This is a genomic window from Microcystis viridis FACHB-1342, assembly GCF_014698335.1.
GTDB classification, from domain to species: Bacteria; Cyanobacteriota; Cyanobacteriia; order Cyanobacteriales; family Microcystaceae; genus Microcystis; species Microcystis ichthyoblabe_A.
Genome location: NZ_JACJSV010000003.1, coordinates 55,667 through 69,096, shown reverse-complemented (window position 1 = coordinate 69,096; position 13,430 = coordinate 55,667). Strand labels below are relative to the sequence as shown.

10 protein-coding genes are annotated in these 13,430 nt (G+C 43.7%); 3 read left to right on the top strand and 7 right to left on the bottom strand.

Annotated features, from left to right (window positions below; genetic code table 11):
- Positions 1-101 precede the first annotated feature (101 nt).
- Entirely contained in the window at positions 102-881 is a 780-nt protein-coding gene (locus H6G40_RS02045; protein ID WP_002739236.1) for a PulJ/GspJ family protein, read from the top strand.
- Between the two features lie 298 nt (positions 882-1,179).
- Here the strand turns inward: H6G40_RS02045 and trpE are convergent, their stop codons facing one another.
- The 7 genes from trpE to H6G40_RS02010 form a co-directional block, all read right to left on the bottom strand.
- On the bottom strand, positions 1,180-2,700 hold the full coding sequence (trpE, locus tag H6G40_RS02040; RefSeq protein WP_002738459.1) for an anthranilate synthase component I: 1,521 nt from the start codon (positions 2,698-2,700) through the stop codon (positions 1,180-1,182).
- A gap of 134 nt (positions 2,701-2,834) precedes the next feature.
- Positions 2,835-3,260, bottom strand: a complete 426-nt coding sequence (gene psaD, locus H6G40_RS02035; RefSeq protein WP_002738785.1) for a photosystem I reaction center subunit II PsaD — start codon at positions 3,258-3,260, stop codon at positions 2,835-2,837.
- Between the two features lie 317 nt (positions 3,261-3,577).
- Positions 3,578-5,215: an ABC transporter permease gene (locus H6G40_RS02030; protein WP_002739216.1), complete on the bottom strand. Its 1,638-nt coding sequence runs from the start codon at positions 5,213-5,215 to the stop codon at positions 3,578-3,580.
- Positions 5,216-5,294: 79 nt separating this feature from the next.
- Positions 5,295-6,104 (bottom strand): MBL fold metallo-hydrolase, encoded by an 810-nt coding sequence (locus tag H6G40_RS02025; protein ID WP_002739400.1) that lies wholly within the window; start codon positions 6,102-6,104, stop codon positions 5,295-5,297.
- A gap of 61 nt (positions 6,105-6,165) precedes the next feature.
- The gene (locus tag H6G40_RS02020) at positions 6,166-6,753 is read right to left on the bottom strand and encodes an anthranilate synthase component II (protein WP_069474756.1); all 588 of its coding nucleotides are present in this window, start codon (positions 6,751-6,753) and stop codon (positions 6,166-6,168) included.
- Between the two features lie 127 nt (positions 6,754-6,880).
- Complete coding sequence (locus tag H6G40_RS02015; RefSeq protein ID WP_002739277.1) at positions 6,881-7,381, bottom strand: pentapeptide repeat-containing protein; 501 nt, start codon at positions 7,379-7,381, stop codon at positions 6,881-6,883.
- A gap of 2 nt (positions 7,382-7,383) precedes the next feature.
- Positions 7,384-8,772 (bottom strand): LCP family protein, encoded by a 1,389-nt coding sequence (locus H6G40_RS02010; protein ID WP_069474755.1) that lies wholly within the window; start codon positions 8,770-8,772, stop codon positions 7,384-7,386.
- A gap of 650 nt (positions 8,773-9,422) precedes the next feature.
- Between H6G40_RS02010 and H6G40_RS02005 the strand changes: the two genes are divergently transcribed.
- Complete coding sequence (locus tag H6G40_RS02005) at positions 9,423-10,100, top strand: C40 family peptidase (RefSeq protein WP_123231252.1); 678 nt, start codon at positions 9,423-9,425, stop codon at positions 10,098-10,100.
- Between the two features lie 76 nt (positions 10,101-10,176).
- Positions 10,177-13,281 (top strand): efflux RND transporter permease subunit, encoded by a 3,105-nt coding sequence (locus tag H6G40_RS02000; RefSeq protein WP_190537185.1) that lies wholly within the window; start codon positions 10,177-10,179, stop codon positions 13,279-13,281.
- Positions 13,282-13,430 lie beyond the last annotated feature (149 nt).

Here is a 13,430-nt window from a genome sequence, read left to right as displayed (position 1 = left end):
TTGAGTTGATTGACCGATAGTTGAATAAAACCTCTGTGACTGCAATAAATACCAAATATTTAGGGGGGTACAGAACAGAGAAATTGGCACGGGTTAAAACTATGCGTTTTTATTTAGGGTACATCAATCACCTAGGCCGTTTACCAAAAAAATCCGCTCGGTTGGTTCGACAAGCTCACCAACCAGTTCGACAAGCTCACCAACTGGTTCGACAAGCAGGTTTTACAATTACAGAGGTTTTACTAGCAAGTTCGATGATGCTGATTGCCATCTCGGTGGCGGGAATTGGCGTAACTAACCTGCTCAGAAGTAACTATCGAGCTAATGCTGGTACTGAAATCCAAAATAATCTTAATCGTACTCTAGAGTTTGTTTCAGATGAAGTGAGACGGGCAAAAACTATCGCTGATTCTGAAGCCACGGCAGCGGCGATCGAGAGCGTGCCTGAAGAAGCGCGAACAGAAGAAGCGCGAGCAGTTCTTGCTTTCCAAATTCCTAACCCCAACGATCTCAGTCAGCCGCTCCCCAACCAGATCGTTTACTATACCCAAAACAGTCGGACTCAAGATAGCTTGACCGGTCTAGTCTTGTGGCGCTATGGTCCAAACTTGGACGAAGATGGCAACTATGATATTAATTCTTGGATACCTTCCCCCGTCACCGATAGGTTAGCAGCGGCTGCTAATAACCCCAATTGTCCTACGGGTTTTACCCGAATCCCCGCAGATACTGTGGACGGTTTTTATGCCTGTATTCGCGCGGGTGGTAATCAAGTGATTTTGAATGCCAACGCTGAGGTAAATCTGACTACTGGAGATACCGATAAAGATAAAGTTAAATACTCTGTCAGCACCAGAGTTTCCCCCAGAGCTACCAATTAAGTATTTTTCCTCTCAAGTTATTCAAGGCTCCGATCGTTTCTGCTAATGAGGTTAAATAGAGAAGGATGATCCCGGTCTAAAAAATCTAACTTAGGGCTTGCTGAATAAATCTAAAAACCTTGTTGGATAAGACTTTTAGACTTTTTTCCCCTCAAAAAGTGCCAGCCATTGCGGGGATCGGGGGCAAAATTCAGGTACTTTTTCCCTGAAAATTAGGCAACTGACTACCTCAAAATCGGTAAAACCCCACACCCCACACCCCACACCCTGCCCCCAGGAAAAGCTTTTTCAGCAAACCCTAACTTAAACAGCGAATTGCCTCCAATAAACCCCTCGCTTTGTTGAGGGTTTCTTCATACTCTTTCTCCGGCTCAGAATCGGCTACTAACCCCGCTCCCGCTTGCACAGAAACCAGATAATTTTGATTACCCTGGGGACGAACAATCATAGTGCGGATTGTGATGGCACTATTTAACTGTCCCTCGAAATCGTAGTAACCATAAACCCCTGAATAGGGACCACGACGACAGGGTTCTAATTCATGAATAATTTCCATAGCGCGAATTTTCGGGGCCCCACTGACAGTTCCCGCCGGAAAACAAGCTTTTAATAAATCCCAAGCACTTTTATTGGTTGCTAAATCCCCCACCACATTACTAACAATGTGCATAACGTGGGAATAACGTTCAATTATCATTAATTCATCCACTTTGACCGTACCTCGATCGCACACCCGACCTAGATCATTTCTCCCCAAATCCACTAACATAATATGCTCGGCAATTTCTTTGGGATCTTGCAATAAATCTATTGCTAAAGCTTGATCTTCACCGAAGTTTTGTCCCCGGCGACGGGTTCCAGCAATTGGTCTGACCGTAGCTCTTATTTTACCTAATTCGTCCCGTTCTGCCTTAACCATCACTTCAGGACTAGAGCCAATAATTTGCCAATCCTTAAAGTTATAAAAAGCCATGTAGGGAGAAGGATTAATCAGACGCAAGGAACGATATAAATCGAAGGGATGACCATGATAATTGGCATTTAAACGCTGGGAAATAACCACCTGAAAAATATCCCCCGCTTTGATATAATCCTTGGCTTTTAGGACATTTTGACAGAATTTTTCCTGAGTTGTATTGCTTTCATAAACTAATTCTTTTCCCTGGCCAACTGGTAATAATTCTAGGGTTTTGGCATTAGTTGGTAGGGGTAATCGTAACTTCAGAACTAACTGTGTCACTCGATCGCAAGCCGCTTGATAAGCAGCTGCTAAATCGGGATTATTACCCCGGATATCGGCATAAGCTATCGCCCAGATTTTCCGTTTAACTTGATCGAAAATAATCAGATTATCCACCTGCATCCAAATACCATCCGGTAGATCGGCATCCGTAGCGGGATAAATAGGCACTCGCGGTTCAATCCAATTAATTAATTCATAACCCCAAAAACCAAATAACCCCCCTATTCCGGCGGGTAATTGCGGCAATTTAACCGGCACAATCGGGGCTAAACATTGGGTTAAAATCTCGAAAGGATCCCCCGAAAAAATCTCTTGAGAACCATTGCGAAAAGTTTGGGTGGTGGTGTTTCCCCGCGCTTCCAATACCCAGACGGGATCGCCGCCTAAAAAGCTGTAGCGTCCCAAGGTTTCGCCCCCTTCCACCGACTCTAATAAAAAATTGTAGGCTTGATCGGCACAAACTTTATACCAGGCCGAAACGGGTGTTTCTAGGTCAGCGACCCATTCTTGATAGACAGGAATAAAGTTACCTTGGCCAGCCAGTTCACGAAAGCGATCGAAGTCGGGGAAGATCATATTTTGATGGTTCAGGAAACGGATAGCACAACACTTGTAGCCGATTGCGATCAGAGAAATCGAGAGTCGGAAGTCAAATCTTGGGGCTAAATAGCTTCTAAATCTAACTCCCCACTCTCGATTTTAGGGTTTATTTATGCTTCGTAGGGAGTTACACCAGAGAACTTAATTGTCGCTGGTTCGGGGTTTTTGCCGATATTGCGGTCTTTTTTGCCGAAAAATTCACGACCAGCGTTAACTTTTTCGGGGAAGACACCATCAGCAGGGTGGAGATACTGCACTTCACCACTGGGATAAATCCGATAGATTTTGTAATCTTCGATTTTGGGCTTAAATTTCGTCCGGAATTGGGTACCAAGAGCGAGCGCCTGTTCTTTGCGGGCCAAATAGAGGAGATTTTCGCCTTCGTTCATGATAGCGGCGCCACCGGTGGGCATTTCAAAGACTTGTTCTTTGCTGCTTGTCCAGGTGATGGCGTACTTTTCTTCCAGATCGGCTTTGGCGAGTAAACCGCCCGTGCTGCCACCGAACTTGGGAGCTTTTCCAGAAAGTTCTGTCATAGGATGTTGTTCTCTCTACACAAATAAAGAAAAGGGGTTTTAGGGAATCCTATCACTGACACCCCCCCTCTCTAGTAGTCTTGTCAAGAACTGTAACATTATTTTGTACTAGACTATAGAACTAGGATTTACCGACAAAGTTTTTCGTGGAGGCAGGGTGTGGGGTGTGGGGTGTGGGGTGTGGGGAGAATAAATAAAATAATCTCCTGTCTCCTGTCTCCTGTCTCCTAACCCCACCAACAAACTTTTTGCCGCAAACCCTAAATAGAACTAAGCTGCTGGCCGATCGCCAACTGGTCTAGGAATCGACCACCACTTTAATCGATCGCCCGTCGGGAAATTTGCCAACTTAAAAAAATTACTGGAATTAATCCCACTAGGACAATGGCCAGGGCCGGGGCTGCTGCTTCCACCAAACGTTCATCACTGGCGTATTGATAAACGCGCACCGCTAGGGTATCAAAATTAAAAGGTCTTAAGACCAAAGTAGCAGGTAATTCCTTCATCACATCGACAAAAACTAACATAGCCGCCGTCAATAATCCCCCCGACAAAAGAGGAATATGCACTTTAATTAAAGTGGCACCAGTGCCATAGCCAAGGCTGCGGGAAGCATCATCTAAACTAGGTTTAATTTTACTTAAGCTCGATTCTAACGTGGAAAAAGCTACGGCTAAAAAGCGGACAATATAGGCAAAAATTAGACAGAAAATCGTGCCGCTCAGAATTAAATTGATATTTAATCCTTGATTGAAAAAGTTATCTAATTGGCCGAGAGGAATTAAAACCCCCACGGCGATAACAATGCCGGGGATAGCATAACCAGCGGCCGCAATCCGCACAGAACCCTTAAGAGTTTTATTCGGATTAAGTCTTTCCCCGTAGGCGAGAATTAAAGCTAAAACTACCGCAATAATTGCGCTTAAACTAGCCAGAAAAAAACTGTTTAGTGACAAACTAAAAAAGTCATTATTAAAAGTTTCTTGGGCATGATTAAAGGCTAGATAAGCTAGATAAAAAGCAGGGGCAATAAACCCCAGAAATACCAGCACAAAACAGGAGATCATTGCCAAAAAACTGCGAACAAATCCTAGTTCGTACTTAGTCGGTGACTGGAAACGATTGGTCATTTCATAGTAACGAGCTTGACGACGGGAGGATTGTTCAAGGAAAACTAAAACGAGGATAAATACCATTAAAACTGTGGATAACTGTCCCGCTGCTATGCGATCGCCCATACCGAACCAAGTATTATAAATCCCCGTGGTAAAAGCATTAATACCGAAATACTGTACCGTACCAAAATCATTCAGAGTTTCCATTAAAGCTAGGGCTAATCCTGCCATAATTGCCGGTCTTGTTAGGGGTAAAGCGACGGTAAAAAAACTGCGCCAAGGGTTACATCCCAAGGAGCGACTTGCTTCCACTGTGCAGACAGATTGTTCTAAAAAACCGACCCTTGCTAACAGATAAACGTAGGGATAAAGCACCAGTATTAACATCAGAATCCCCCCCCAAAGAGAACGGATATTAGGAAACCAATAATCTTCGACACTATTCCAAGCGAAAACACTTCTTAAGAACGTCTGCACCGGACCAAAATAGTCCATCATATTGGTATAAGTATAGGCCAAGAGATAGGCAGGAGCGGCAAGGGGTAGTAATAATAACCATTGAAATTGTTGACGACCGGGAAATTGACACATCGTTATTAACCAAGCGGTGCCAACACCGATGATTAAAACACCGCTACCCACCCCACCCATTAACCAAAAAGAATTAACTAGATAATCCCAGAGAACAGTTTCGATCAGATGTTGCCAGACTTGACTGGAATTAGTTAATAAACTACTGGCTACCGATAAAATTGGCAGGGAAACAAGCAGGGCAATTAGTAAAACTGCAATTGTCCATCCCTGTCTAAAAAAAGAGCGAGATTCTTTCAGCAAAAACATTTTTAATAAGATTGTTAAAGCAATTTTTAGAGAACTAGGAGATGCTCTAAAGCAGGCCTAGGTCAATGGCTCCTAAAAGTTAGGATTTCTCTAACAGATTGCGGTAGTCAAACACGCGAATGAGCGTCCCTTTTTTCGGTAAATCGGCGGCACGAATCCGTAATTTATTGTCCCCGATTAAACGGATATTTTTATCCTTGACTAACTTGAGAAACTCATCTACAGACACCAATTCACAGGCATTTTTATCGGCGGCACTGGTGAAGTATTGCGTCGGGACAGCTATTCGCGGTTGTAAAACTTCGATCGCCTGTTTTGCCTCTTGGGGATTATAATTTTTTGGACCACCTCCCACGGGAATAAAAGCTAAATCCGGCGAACCCAGCAGAATTCTTTGTTCTAATTCAATTGGGGCCGCTGCCCCCCCTAAATGGACAATACTAATCCCCGCTTGGGTCCAACGCCAGGCCACATTCATGCCGAAACGTTGCCCTCCCATGCGATCATGGGCGATACTAATACCCTGGAATTTTAATTTACCCAGATCGTAGGCCCCCGGCTCAAACAAAATTTTCGGATTACCGGGTAAACCCTCGGCAGCCCCTTCATCCCACAGTTGACTACTAATTAAAACGATATCTGCTTCTACTTTTGGCAAAGGAAAACCCGCCGTACAACCAATGGCCCGGAAGGGATTAACTAGGACTCTTTGTCCTCCTCCGGTGAATAAAAAGCAACTATGACCCAACCATTGAACTAAGAGGGAATCATCGGGTTTTTGAGCGGGAGTGGGGTTAGTGGGTTTGGGTTTAGTTTCCGCTAAAACAGAGCTTACTGCCACGGTTAAGAAACTTGTCCCCGCCGATAAGATAAAATCTCGCCTTTTCATAAATATAGATGCAGAATTAATCAAGTTAAGGTTAATTTCAGGGGTTGGCGATTAGTAAACACTAGAGGGATCGGAGAAAGTTTCTTAAAAGTTCCTTGCCGGCAGTGGTTAAAATACTTTCGGGATGGAATTGTACCCCTTGAATCTGGGGGTAATCCCGATGACGGACTCCCATGACCGTGCCATCTTCCACCCAGGCCGTGATCTCTAAATTATCCGGCATGGTGGAGCGATCGATCACTAAACTATGGTAACGGGTGGCAGTAAAAGGATTTTCTAAGCCTTGAAATACCCCTTCACTGTTGTGATAGATTGGGGAAGTTTTGCCGTGCATCAAGACCGGGGCCCGGACCACATCCCCCCCGAATACCTGACCGATACTTTGATGACCCAGACAGACCCCCAAAATCGGCAAATGGGGGCCAAATTTGGCGATTAATTCCAGAGATATGCCCGCATCGACCGGACGACCAGGACCGGGGGAAATGACAATCCCATCCGGCCGCATTTGTTCGATCGTGGCCAGATCGATTTTATCATTACGATAGACCTCGATCGGCAAGGCGATCAGGAACTCGGAGGCTAATTCTCCCAAATACTGGACTAAATTGTAGGTAAAACTATCATAGTTATCGATGACGATTATCAAGAGTCCCTCTCCTTTCTCTAGCCTCGCTCAGTATTTTCATTCTACACCCCTGCTGTCTTGATCGAGATAGCCGGAGTGTAGGGGGTAGGCTATTTTTGTGCCGTCAGCCAGAATCTGCCCGGAATTGCTAATTACAGCCTAAACTATCCCTGGTGGCCACTCCCGTGACTGGATTAATGCCATCGGCCCGTTCACACATTAACTTGACCTGATAGTTATCAATGACCGCGTTAGTGAAATCGGCCCCAGTAATAATTGTGTCATAAAAACGGCTGCGAGTGGCGATCGCATCGGTAAAAATAGTGTTAGTTAAATCGGCAAAATCGAGGGTAACTCTATCTACCAAAGAGGCGGTTAAATCGGCCCCTTTTAAGTTAGCTTTTAAGAGGACAGCCTCGGTGAGAATGCTATAGGATAAATCGGACCCTTCTAGGTTAACTCCCCGCATAGCAGCAGCGGCGAAAACCCCTCCGCGCAAATCCTGATGGGAAAAATCCCGATCTTGCAGCTGGGCAAAACTATAGTTAATCGTTTTATCTTGGGCCAAAGCCACCGGACGGGCCGCGAAAAGTAGCCAAAGAATCGCCAGCAAAATAATTAAAACCAGACTGAAAAAATTTTTCAACATTGTTACTGTTGAGCGTCGAGAAACTGGGCCACATCATCACCCACCCGAATAGTTAGGTCTGAGTCTAAAGCACCAGTGGAGGATGATTCTACTTTACCGATTCCCAATTGATTTTTCAAGAGGTTAGCGGACTGAATATCACCTTTTTGGGCAATAATCGCCGTGGTTTCTAGCTTTTGGGAGGAGTCATCGCTAATATAAACATTTGTGTAGCCCTGTTTGGCCAGATAATCACGAGTACGACGGGCTAAACCTTTGGTATTGGTGGCATTTTGAATGGCAATCCGCAGACTATAAACGGAGGTTTCTCCCCCCCCATAGTTATCGGTAAAATTATTAGCCACAATGGTTCTAATTTCGCGACGGTTCAAAATCCAATAACTGCGACCATCGTATTCCTCGAGGTTATTAAACCGGCCGGGGAGTAGGATCATTCTTAAGTTATCCTGTTTAATTTCCCGGCCAAAATTGGCGATAGCCAGCATTTCCTCGACGCTTAAGTTCGTATCGATATATTGTTGTAAAACCTGTACTGCTTTCGGGAGACTGGGGAGAATTGTCGGACTAAAAATCTTTTTTTGAAGTGCTTTTAATAAAATTTGTTGTCTTTGTACGCGACCAATATCGCCGTATTGCGGGTTACGAAAACGGGCAAATTGTTCTGCTTGGTCGCCGTTGAGATTTTGCCAACCCTCTTGTAAATCAATTTCTAATTTTTGGGTGACATCTTTATGATACATTCGTTCGGGTACATAAACCTCTATACCCCCGACTAAATCGACTAATTCCTTAAAGGCATCGGTAGTCACCCGCACATAGCGATCAACGGTGACATCCCCTAAAGTATTATTGACCACTTCTGCCGCTAGAGTTGGTCCACCGTGAACGTTAGCATCGTTGATTTTAGTGAAACCGTGGCCGGGGATTCTGACGCGGCTATCGCGAGGGATAGACAACATTCTCACGGTTTTATCGCTAGGATCGAAGCGCACTAGGAGCATGGTATCGCTGCGACCTTTAAATACATCGTCGCTGTTTTTGGCATCTAAAACTCGATCGATGCCCATAACTAAAATATTAACAGGACGAGAAAGCTGCTGATTGATTAAGCTATTCCAAGCTTGATCCTCAAGGATGTCTGTTTGGATGGGAAAAGATGTTTTTTGGAAGATGGCCCCAATTGGTGCGGGTAAGGGACTAATTAAAGCGACGGCAGCCCCAACAGTGGCGGAAACTAGGGCGGTAAAACTGAGGGTTATTCCCCAAAATAAGCCCTTTTGCAGGGGAGATGCTTTTTTTAAACCGGACATGACTGAACTGACCACCGCGACGGTATTTTCTGAGTTTTGGCTGTATTCTTGCTTTTCAAACCGCCCGGAAACATTGGCCATAGACTAACCTCAACATCTGATTAAAAGCTTACTCTAGGAGGTGACTGTTGATCCCTAGAATCTATCTCTAGAGCAAAAGTTCCAGATATTGGCCACCCCCTCTCGCCGGCTATCGTAACATATTGTTAAGGAACTGGCTATCCTAGACCTGTTGTAAAAATCAAAAATTGTTGTTAGGGTTAGGTGTCGGTAGCCAGTAGCCAGTAGTCAGGAGAATTAAAAACGAATAATAAACGATTAAACGCTCTATTCACCGATTGTATGCCATTTAAGCCTTATTTTTGCAGTTTTTGAACCCTGAAAGGTTAATTATGCCATAGGTTTAATAATTTTTCAGGGATTCAGTTCGGTTATAGATTATCTTTATGGCCAAGAATTAAGGCTCTCTTAGGTTTGGTGGGTAAAATGTATTCTAAGATACAGTCCTGCTGGCGAGCGAGTGGAAGGAACCACTCCAGACACAGAGGACACAAAGATTGATCGCTTCTACAGTAAGTTAAACTGCTCACACAAAGAATAAGAGAGCCGAATTAAGAGAGGTGGAAACTTGAAGATGACAGAACGAACTAAGGTTATTCTCCTCGTTGTTATCCCTTTGCTTTTGGCTAGTAATGCAGTTTTTTCTGTCAATAAATTCTGAGCTATTTTTTATGCAAATCATCTCCCTTCCCCCATCATCTACCCAGGAATATCTCTGTCTAAAAGACTTAAATCTCTACAATTCTTCCAGTTGTCAAGAGTTAGCTACCCAAGCACAACGGGGAAGAAAATTAAAATTTATTTCCCTAGAAATTACCGAAAAAGGGCTACAAATTCAGCTAAGGGAAGATAATTATTTAGCTTGGTTATGCAGAGAAGATTTAGATGCAATTGCGGCGGCCACCACAGCTTATCAAAAAATTCCTCTAACTCGTTCGGACATAGAAAAACATATTCCTGAGATTATCTCTTTTACTCAGGAAGCAATGAATTGTACCAATCATTATCTCTGGGGTGGAACCCTTGCACCTAATTACGATTGCTCAGGATTAATCCAGGCTGCTTTTGCCACTTTTGGCATTTGGTTGCCGAGGGATTCCTATCAACAGGAAGCTTTTTGTCAAAAAATAAACCGAGAGGAATTACTCCCAGGAGATTTAATTTTCTTTGGTGATAAAAGAGTTAATCATGTGGCTTTATATCTAGGTAATAATCAATATATACACAGTTCAGGAAAAGAAACAGGTAACAATGGTATCGCTATAAATCTGCTCACCGATGATAGGGATAGCGTCAGTCGTCATTATTATCAAAAATTATGGAGTTTCGGTCGAGTTATGCACAATTAATCAGTTATCAGTTACCAGTTATCAGTTATCAGTTATGGGTTTACTGTTCACTGTTTACTCTCCCCCATAGATAATCATGTTAGAAAACATCTCCCTAAGCGGTCTATCAATTCGTCGTCACATAGGAGTATTGATGTTAACTATAGCAGTTATCATCATCGGTCTTTTTTTTCTAAATCGTTTACAAGTAGATTTGCTTCCTTCTATCACTTATCCTCGCATTAGTTTAAGGATGAATGTCCCTGGAGTATCCCCGGAAGTTATTCTCGAAGAAGTAACTAAACCCCTAGAAGAAGGAATGAGTGCCACCGAGGGAGTAGTGCAAGTTTATTCAGAAACTCGCGAGGGAAGGATGCGAGTAGATTTATTTTTTCAACCGGGGGGAGATTTAAATGTCGCTTTAAATGAAGCTACCGAAAGTTTTAATCGTGTCCGACAAAATTTACCCGATATTATTGAAGAACCGCGCTTAAATAAATTTGAACCTTCTCGTTTACCCGTCTATGAATTCGCTCTCGTTTCTGATACCCTACCCCTAAAAGATTTAAGATTATTTGCCGATGAAGAATTAGGGAGAGAATTAGGATTTGTGGAAGGAGTGGCAGTAGTGGACGTGATTGGGGGAGTTAGAGAAGAAATTCAAGTTAATATTGACCTGCAGCGATTACAATCTTTAGGAGTGGGATTAAATCAGGTTTTAGACACCCTAAAAAGACGCAATCAGGACATCTCTGGGGGCCGACTAGAGGGAGAAACTGGGGAACCTTTAACCCGTGCGGTGGGGAAATTTAAAAACGTAGCGGATATCCAAGATTTAGCACTGACCGATAGTAATAATCCCGAAGAAAAAATCTATCTGCGGGATGTGGCCAGAGTTATCGATGGGACAGAAGAACAAAGAATTTTTGTCACCCTAAATGGAAAAAATGCCGTCAGGGTTAGCGTCCAAAAACAACCGAATGCGAACACGATTGCTGTGGTAGAAGGGGTCAAAAAACGCATTACAGAATTAACAAAATCCGGGTTAATGACCGGGGGGATGCAAGTTGTCCCCACTACCGATGAGTCTGTATTTATCCAAAACGCGGTTAATAACGTGGTTTCTTCGGGACTAGCGGGGACAATTCTAGCAGGATTGACTGTATTCGTCTTTCTCGGTTCCCTGCGACAGACTTTTATCATTACCCTAGCGATTCCTCTTTCTACCCTCGTCGCAATCATCTGTATGAAGTTATTCGGGTTATCGATAAATGTGTTTAGTTTGGGAGGATTGGCCCTAGGGGTGGGTATCGTGGTAGATAATTCCATTGTCATGCTCGAAAATATTGCCCTCAAAGTTAATCAAAACCAAAATAAGCGAGATTTTTTAGAAATTGCCCGGAATAGCAGCCAAGAGGTAGAATCTGCTTTATTGGCCTCCACTGCGACTAATCTCGTCTCTATCCTGCCATTTTTATTACTGGGTGGTTTTATCTCTCTGCTGTTTAACGAGATTATCCTCACTATCAGTTTTGCTGTGGCTGCTTCTCTGCTGTGTGCGTTAACCGTTGTTCCCATGTTGGCCAGTCGTTTGTTAAATATGCGTGTTTCCAGTGGTATTCAGAGATTTTGGCTCTTAAGAGTCTTTAGTCAACGTCTAGAAGGTTTAACCATCCTCTACGGTCGTTTTTTAGCTAAAATCATCCACTACAGAATACCTGTTATCCTGCTGGCCTTTTTAATTTTAGGGGGAAGTAGTTTCTATCTCTGGCAATATATCCCCCAGGAAGTCTTTAGTCGTATTCAAACCGGACAGGTGAACGTTTTTGCTCAATTTCCCCCTGGTACCAATTTAAATACTAACCGTCAGGTGATGCGGGAAGTAGAAAAGATTTTATTATCACAACCAGAGACTAAGTACGTTTTTACTACCAGTGGCGGTTCTCTTTTTGGCACAACTACCAATGAAAATATTTTGCGCGGTTCTAGTACGATTAATCTCAAACAAGGCACTAATACAGAAGCGTATATCGAACGCATGAGCAAAGCACTAGAGCAATTAAACCTCGTTAACGTGCGTTTGCGTCTCACTCCCGGTCAAGTGCGCGGTATTATTCTTAATAACTCTCCCTCCGTTGGTGCTGACGTGGATGTGATGTTACAGGGACCCGATGGGAACACTTTAGAGCAAGCTGGTGAAGAAATCCTCAGTATTCTCGATGAAAAAGTCCCTAGTGCGCGTTTTCGTGCCGATGCTGACCCCAGACAACCGGAAATCCAGATTAAACCCGATTGGACCCGCTTAAATAGTTTGGGATTGAGTACCCTGGAAGTGGGACAAACGCTACGGACCGCTATTCAAGGATCAATCCCCACCCAACTGCAACGGGGAGAAAGATTAATCGATATCCGAGTGCAATTGGACCCCAACTCGCGGCAAAAAATTAGTGACATCTCACAAATACCTATTTTTGTCAATAGGCAAGAAGACTTAAAATTAGCAGATATCGCTAGGATTGAAGGGGGAAAAACCCCAGCAGTCATCCAGAGAATTAATCAGCGTCAAGTTTTTATTATTATCGGCAGTTTAGTCGAGGGTGCGAAATTAAGTGACGCACTCGCGGGGGTACAATCGCTTTTAAATTCCACTCCCTTACCCGATGGTATCAGCATTTTACCCAGTGCTGCTGCCATCTCTAATCAAGAAATTCAGGGTTCTTTGGGTTTATTAGCGGGTTTATCGGTATTTTTAGTCTTTGTAGTCATGGCCGTCCAGTATAACTCGCTCATAGACCCTTTGGTGATTATGTTAACCGTTCCTTTGGCCCTAGCGGGGGGAATTTTTGGACTATATTTGACCAAAACCCCGATTAATGCCATTGTCATCGTCGGGGTGGTGTTATTGGTGGGCATTGTGGTTAATAACGGGATTATTATGGTGGAATTAGCCAATCAATTGCGGCAAGAATTCGGTTTTACTCGACTACAAGCTATTTTAAAGGCCGCTCCCCAACGTTTACGACCGATTTTAATGACTACCGTGACCACGGTTTTAGGTTTATTTCCCCTCGCTTTAGGATTAGGAGAGGGGGGGGAATTCCTGCAACCTTTAGGAATTGTCGTTTTTTCGGGTTTGTCTTTAGCAACTCTGTTAACTCTGTTTATTATTCCCTGTTTTTACGTTTTATTCTCTAGAAAATAATCCCCCTGCACAGTGGGAAGTGGGGAAGTGGGGAAGTGAGGAAGTGGGGTGTGGGGTGTGGGCTTCGGCCGTGAGCTCAGCTTAAAATGAGGCTTTTGACCTGTTAAAATCCGATGTTCATGCTGCGAAAATCGGATTGGGACTCTCAA

Bases quoted from the DNA above. Each gene is read 5' to 3' on its own strand.
- H6G40_RS02045 (WP_002739236.1), top strand. From the start codon at position 102: ATGCGTTTTTATTTAGGGTACATCAATCACCTAGGCCGTTTACCAAAA.
- trpE (WP_002738459.1), bottom strand. From the start codon at position 2,700: ATGATCTTCCCCGACTTCGATCGCTTTCGTGAACTGGCTGGCCAAGGT.
- psaD (WP_002738785.1), bottom strand. From the start codon at position 3,260: ATGACAGAACTTTCTGGAAAAGCTCCCAAGTTCGGTGGCAGCACGGGC.
- H6G40_RS02030 (WP_002739216.1), bottom strand. From the start codon at position 5,215: ATGTTTTTGCTGAAAGAATCTCGCTCTTTTTTTAGACAGGGATGGACA.
- H6G40_RS02025 (WP_002739400.1), bottom strand. From the start codon at position 6,104: ATGAAAAGGCGAGATTTTATCTTATCGGCGGGGACAAGTTTCTTAACC.
- H6G40_RS02015 (WP_002739277.1), bottom strand. From the start codon at position 7,381: ATGTTGAAAAATTTTTTCAGTCTGGTTTTAATTATTTTGCTGGCGATT.
- H6G40_RS02010 (WP_069474755.1), bottom strand. From the start codon at position 8,772: ATGGCCAATGTTTCCGGGCGGTTTGAAAAGCAAGAATACAGCCAAAAC.
- H6G40_RS02005 (WP_123231252.1), top strand. From the start codon at position 9,423: ATGCAAATCATCTCCCTTCCCCCATCATCTACCCAGGAATATCTCTGT.
- H6G40_RS02000 (WP_190537185.1), top strand. From the start codon at position 10,177: ATGTTAGAAAACATCTCCCTAAGCGGTCTATCAATTCGTCGTCACATA.